Origin of the sequence: Roseateles sp. PN1 (assembly GCF_038419725.1) — a bacterium.
Classification (GTDB): Bacteria; Pseudomonadota; Gammaproteobacteria; order Burkholderiales; family Burkholderiaceae_C; genus Paucibacter_A.
Map to the genome: position 1 here is coordinate 23373 of NZ_JBCARA010000022.1, position 6028 is coordinate 29400.

Annotated in this window: 5 protein-coding genes and 1 tRNA gene; 5 read left to right on the forward strand and 1 reads right to left on the reverse strand. The window is 62.8% G+C overall.

The features are described 5' to 3' along the window. Positions 1-22: 22 nt before the first annotated feature. From AABB87_RS22610 to AABB87_RS22630, 5 genes are all read left to right on the forward strand, one after another. Positions 23-1399, forward strand: a complete 1377-nt coding sequence (locus AABB87_RS22610) for a Gfo/Idh/MocA family protein (RefSeq protein WP_341973573.1) — start codon at positions 23-25, stop codon at positions 1397-1399. 208 nt (positions 1400-1607) lie between these two features. Beyond that, entirely contained in the window at positions 1608-2240 is a 633-nt protein-coding gene (locus AABB87_RS22615) for a TetR/AcrR family transcriptional regulator (RefSeq protein WP_341973574.1), read from the forward strand. Positions 2241-2372: 132 nt separating this feature from the next. Next, positions 2373-3533, forward strand: a complete 1161-nt coding sequence (locus AABB87_RS22620) for an iron-containing alcohol dehydrogenase (RefSeq protein ID WP_341973575.1) — start codon at positions 2373-2375, stop codon at positions 3531-3533. Positions 3534-3567: 34 nt separating this feature from the next. Beyond that, positions 3568-4602, forward strand: coding sequence for an NADP-dependent oxidoreductase (locus tag AABB87_RS22625; protein ID WP_341973576.1), 1035 nt, complete (start codon positions 3568-3570; stop codon positions 4600-4602). Positions 4603-4679: 77 nt separating this feature from the next. Further along, positions 4680-5360: a type 1 glutamine amidotransferase domain-containing protein gene (locus AABB87_RS22630; RefSeq protein ID WP_341973577.1), complete on the forward strand. Its 681-nt coding sequence runs from the start codon at positions 4680-4682 to the stop codon at positions 5358-5360. A 425-nt stretch (positions 5361-5785) separates the two neighbouring features. On the opposite strand, the gene AABB87_RS22635 is transcribed toward AABB87_RS22630, so the two are convergent. Continuing rightward, a tRNA-Met gene (locus tag AABB87_RS22635) sits at positions 5786-5862 on the reverse strand. Positions 5863-6028: the final 166 nt, after the last annotated feature.

Consider the following 6028-nt stretch of genomic DNA (forward strand, 5'->3'; position numbering starts at 1 on the left):
CCAGCAACACAACCCGCATGCCATGACACTTCACCGCCGCCAATTTCTCCGCGCCTCAAGCGCCAGCCTGGCCACCACGCTGGGCGCGAGCACCCTGCCCACCTGGGCACAAGCCAGCGGCAAGGGCCGGCGGCTGCGCCTGGGCTTGATCGGCACCGGCATGCGGGGTCAGGTCTTGCTCAAGGCGTTGTTGCGGCGCGATGACGTGGACGTGGTGGCGCTGTGCGATATCGAACCCATCATGCTGGGCCGCGCCCTGGCCATGTGCCAGAGCTTCAAAAAGCCCCAGCCGCGCATCTACGGTGAACGCGGCGATGCACTCGCCTACCGTGCGCTGCTGGAGAGCAAAGACCTGGACGGTGTCATCATCGCCACGCCTTGGGAGCTGCATGCGCCGATGGCGATTGACGCGATGAACGCCAAGATTGCGGTGGGTTGCGAAGTGGTGGCCGGCATCAGCCTGCAAGACCACTGGGATGTGCTGCGCACCCAGCAACGCACCGGCACGCCTTATATGCTGCTGGAAAACGTCTGCTACCGGCGCGATGTGATGGCAGTGCTGCAGATGGTGCGCGCCGGCATGTTCGGCGAGTTGGTGCATTTGCAAGGCGGCTACCAGCATGATTTGCGGGCCGTGAAGTTCAACTCCGGCGACCCGGCCAAGCCCTATGGCAGCGGCGTTGAGAGCGGCGCCAAGGCCTGGTCCGAGGCGCGCTGGCGCACCCAGCATTCGGTGCGGCGCAATGGCGAGCTTTACCCCAGCCACGGCATCGGCCCTTGCGCGATGTTCACGAATATCCATCGCGGCAACCGCTTCACCCACATCAACAGCTTCGCCAGCAAGGCGCGCGGCCTGCAGGACTATGTGGGCAAGAAGATGGGCACCAAGGACCACCCCAATGCCAAGCAAAGCTATCAGCTGGGCGATGTGGTGACCACCACCCTGGCCTGCCAGAACGGCGAGACGATTCTGCTGCAGCACGACACCTCGCTGCCGCGGCCCTACTCCTTGGGTTTTCGGGTCCAGGGCACCGACGGGATCTGGATGGACCTCAACCGCTCGGTGCACATCGAAGGCGTCAGCAAGCCGCATGCCTGGGAAGACTTTCAGGCCTATCAGGACAAGTTCGATCACCCGCTGTGGAAGAGGTACGCGGCCACGGCCGAAGGCGCCGGCCATGGCGGCATGGATTTCTTTGTGGTGCACGCCTTCGTCGAGGCGCTGAAAGCACAAGCGCCCATGCCCATCGACGTCTACGATGCAGTGGCGTGGAGCGCCATCACGCCGCTGTCCGAGCAGTCAATTGCCGAAGGCTTCAAGACCCTGCCCTTCCCCGACTTTACCGAGGGGCGCTGGCAGAACCGCAAGCCCATCTTCGCCTTCGGCGACCAGTACTAAGAACTTATCTGCGAATAGCCGTGGTCGGCTGGCGGACAAGTTCTAAGCCAGCGGCGCCGTCACCGTTCCAGCCTGCGGCGCCGAAGATCAGCCTCGGCCACCGCAAACTTCGGCGCCTCCCTCCGCCTGCGGCAAAAGACCCAGCACCCCGCTCGGGTAATTTGGCAAGGCGTCTAGACGACTGGTCTATTTGCACGATGATTGCGGCATGGCAAACGAGCACTCAGCAACCAAAGACCACATCCTCAACTGCGGCGAGCGCTTGATTGCCAGCAAGGGGTTCGTGGGCGTGGGCTTGGCGGAGATCCTGACGGTGGCCAATGTGCCCAAGGGCTCGTTCTATCACTACTTCAGCTCCAAAGAACGCTTTGGCGAAGAGCTGCTCAAGCGCTATATCGACGACTACCTGGCTAGGCTCGACACCTTGCTCAAGACCGATGGCAGCACGGCGCGGGCGCGCTTGATGCGCTATTGGTCGTATTGGAACGTCAGCCAATGTGGCGCTGATGGTGGAGTTGGCGACGGCGATTGCGCACAGGCGCCGGCTGGCGCCAAATGCCTGATCGTCAAGCTCAGTGCCGAAGTGGCGGATATCTCGGAAGCGATGCGGCTCACCTTGCGTGAGGGCACGGACCGCGTGATTCAGCGCATCGCCCAATGCCTGGATGAGGCGCGCCAAGATGGCTCGGTCGCCGAGGGCTTGAACGCGAGCGATACCGCTTTGACGCTTTACCAACTTTGGCTAGGTGCCAGCTTGCTGGCCAAGCTGCGCCGCGATGGCAGCCCGTTCGAGCATGCGCTGCGCAGCACCGAATTGCTGTTGGCGCCTGCGGCGGTTTAGCCGCCAAGAACACGCAGTTTTCAAACGTTTCAATGGCCTTCGGGCCGCTTGCTCCGATTTTTCACACCCAACTAGTTGACCGGTCTATTTGAATCATTTGCAAATACTTTTTCACTCCCTCCCGAGGACATCATGCTGAACTTTGACTATCACAACCCCACCCGCATCGTTTTCGGCCAGGGCCGCATTGCCGACCTCGCCAAGCTTGTACCCGCCAACGCTAGGGTGCTGATCGTGGTCGGCGGCGCCAGCGCCGAGAAGACCGGCACGCTGGGCGAAGTGCGCGAAGCCCTGGGCACGCGCCAGCACAGCACCTTCAGCGGCATTGAGCCCAACCCCAGCTTTGAAACCGCGATGAAGGCGGTGCAACAAGTCCGCGAGGGCGGCTTTGACTTCTTGCTGGCCGTGGGGGGCGGCTCGGTCATCGACGCCACCAAGTTCATCGCCGCGGCCGCGCTGTTCGAAGGTGACCCCTGGGCCATCTTGACCAGCTGGGGCAGCAAGGTCACCCAGGCGCTGCCATTCGGCACCGTGCTGACGCTGCCGGCCACCGGCTCGGAGATGAACGAGGGTGCGGTGATCACCCGCCGCGACATCGGCGCCAAGCGCCCCTTCCGCAGCCCCAAGGTGTTCCCGCTGTTCTCGGTGCTGGACCCGACCAAGACCTACACCCTGCCGCCCGAGCAAATCGCCAACGGCGTGGTGGACGCCTTCGTTCACACCATCGAGCAATACCTGACCTACCCCGTCAATGCCGCGGTGCAAGACCGCTTCGCCGAAGGCTTGCTGCAGACACTGATCGAGATCGGCCCGCGCTTGCTGAACGCACCCAGCCCCGTCTACGACGATCGCGCCAACCTGATGTGGACCGCCACCCTCGCCCTGAACGGCCTGATCGGCGCCGGCGTGCCGCAGGACTGGGCAACGCACATGATCGGGCACGAGCTGACCGCCCTGCACAACATCGACCATGCCCGCACCCTGGCCATCGTCTTGCCCGCCCTGCTGGAGGAGCGCCGCACGCAAAAGCACGCCAAGCTGCTGCAGTACGGCGAACGGGTGTGGGGCATCACCACCGGCAGTGAAGAGGAACGCGTCGGTACCGCCATCGCCAAGACCCGCGCCTTCTTCGAGGCCATGGGCATTCCCACCCGCCTGAAGGACTACGGCCTGGGGGCGGAGGTGATCGACATCGTCATCCGCCAGCTCGAAGCGCACGGCATGACGCAACTCAGCGAGCACCGCGATCTGAGCCCGGACATCAGCCGCCGCATTCTCACCGCCGCGCTTTAAACGCTTTTCCGAACACAGTTTCTAAGGCCATCACATGACTCAAACCACAAGCCATAACCGCCAAATTCAACTGGCTGCCCGCCCCGTAGGGGCACCCACCGCCGCCGACTTCCATCTGGCCAGCACTGCAGTGCCCAGCCCCGGCCCCGGCGAAGTGCTGCTGCGCACCGTGTATCTGTCGCTGGACCCGTATATGCGCGGTCGCATGAGTGATGCGGCCAGCTACGCCGCCGCCGTCAACTTGGGTGACCCGATGGTGGGCGCCACCGTCAGCCGTGTCGAGCAATCGAACAACCCCAAATTCGCGGTGGGCGACTGGGTGCTGGGCTTTGCGGGCTGGCAGGACTATGCCGTGTCCAACGGCAGCGGCCTGACCCCACTGGACCCCAAGCTGGGCCCGCTGTCTTACGCCCTGGGCGCGATGGGCATGCCCGGCTTCACCGCCTATATGGGTTTGCTGGACATTGGCGCGCCCAAAGCCGGTGAGACCGTGGTAGTGGCTGCTGCTACCGGCGCGGTGGGCTCAGTGGTCGGGCAAATCGCCAAGCTCAAGGGTTGCCGCGTGGTGGGCATTGCCGGCGGCGCCGACAAATGCCGCTCCGCCGTAGAAGAGCTGGGCTTCGACGCCTGCATCGACCACCACAGCCCCGATCTGCCCGCCCTGCTCGCCGCGGCTTGCCCAGCCGGCATCGATGTCTATTTTGAAAACGTTGGAGGCAAGGTGTTTGATGCCGTCTTACCCCTGCTCAACACCGGTGCCCGCGTGCCGGTTTGCGGTCTGATTGCGCAATACAACGCCACCGCCTTGCCGAGCGGCCCCGACCGTTCGCCGCTGCTGATGCGCACCCTGCTGACCAAGCGCATCCGCATGCAAGGCTTCATCATTTTTGACGACTACGGCCACCGCTATCCCGAGTTCGCCAAAGACATGGGCCAATGGCTGGCGCAAGGCAAGATCAAGTTCCGGGAAGACATCGTCGACGGCCTGGAGAACGCCCCGCAGGCCTTCATCGGCCTGCTCGAAGGCAAGAACTTCGGCAAGTTGATCGTGCGCGTTGCCAAAGACTAAAGACCGCTTCGTGAATTGAATTCACGACTTCTGTGCGCGACTTCAAGTCGCCACTTCACCCCTACCCAGGAAAAGACATGAAAAAGATTTTGATGGTGCTGACCTCTCACGACCAACTCGGCGACACGGGCGCCAAGACCGGCTTCTGGCTGGAAGAATTCGCCGCGCCCTACTACGCCTTCAAGGACGCCGGCGCCCACATCACCCTGGCCTCGCCGCTGGGCGGCCAGCCTCCGCTGGACCCCAAGAGCGATGACCCGGCCTCGCAAACCGAAGCCACGCGGCGCTTCAAAGCCGACCCCGCCGCCCAAGCCGTGCTGGCCAGCACGCTCAAATTGAAAGATATGTCGGCCACTGACTTCGACGCCGTGTTCTACCCCGGCGGCCACGGCCCGCTGTGGGACTTGGCCGAAGACGCCAACTCCATCGCCCTGATCGAAAACATGCTGAACGTCGGCAAGCCTGTGGCCGCCGTCTGCCATGCGCCAGGCGTGCTGCGTCACCCCAAAACGCCCGCCGGTGCCTCGGTGGTGACAGGCAAGCAGGTGACTGGCTTCACCAACACCGAAGAAGAAGCCGTTGGCCTGACGAAGGTGGTGCCATTTTTGGTTGAAGACATGCTCGTGCAACAGGGCGGCGTCTACTCCAAGGTCGCCGACTGGCAGCCTTACGTCGTCACCGATGGGTTGCTGATCACCGGTCAAAACCCGGCGTCTTCTGAACCTGTGGCGCAGGCCTTGCTCAAAGCATTGGCTTGATGCCGAGCCCGGCGGTTGCAGTAGAACCATTTGGGAAGCCGGGCAGGCCGGCTTTTCCGATCACGCTGCACTGCCGGGCATGGGGCAAGTCATCCGGAGAGATGGCACAGTGAGCGGTGCGCAGCCTGAGCTGCGGTGGCCTAACTCGAACGATAAGCCTGTCGCCTTAGCAAGGCCAGTGCAGCGCGAGCCACGGAGGTCGCAAGCCAGCGCAAAAGAGGCGCCGGCAGGGTTTTCGGTTGGCGCCAAAGGACTTCGGAGATTTGCGAGCTACGCACGACGCCGCAAGCTCTCGGCGCGAACCAGTCCTGAACTGAAATGCCACGATCCCGCAGCACGGGATCGGCACAAGTTGTGCCGCAGAATGCAAAACGCCAACCTCACGGCTGGCGTCTTATCAACGTAAGTCAATGACTTACGATATTTGGTTGCGGGGGCAGGATTTGAACCTACGACCTTTGGGTTATGAGCCCAACGAGCTACCAGACTGCTCCACCCCGCGACTGATCTGAAACAAAAGCCGCTCTGGTTGGGCGGCTCTTTTTTTGCTATTTCGCCGACCTGCATTCTGAATCGACGAACAACTGAATATTGGTTGCGGGGGCAGGATTTGAACCTACGACCTTTGGGTTATGAGCCCAACGAGCTACCAGACTGCTCCACCCCGC

Bases quoted from the DNA above. Each gene is read 5' to 3' on its own strand.
- AABB87_RS22610 (WP_341973573.1), top strand. From the start codon at position 23: ATGACACTTCACCGCCGCCAATTTCTCCGCGCCTCAAGCGCCAGCCTG.
- AABB87_RS22615 (WP_341973574.1), top strand. From the start codon at position 1,608: ATGGCAAACGAGCACTCAGCAACCAAAGACCACATCCTCAACTGCGGC.
- AABB87_RS22620 (WP_341973575.1), top strand. From the start codon at position 2,373: ATGCTGAACTTTGACTATCACAACCCCACCCGCATCGTTTTCGGCCAG.
- AABB87_RS22625 (WP_341973576.1), top strand. From the start codon at position 3,568: ATGACTCAAACCACAAGCCATAACCGCCAAATTCAACTGGCTGCCCGC.
- AABB87_RS22630 (WP_341973577.1), top strand. From the start codon at position 4,680: ATGAAAAAGATTTTGATGGTGCTGACCTCTCACGACCAACTCGGCGAC.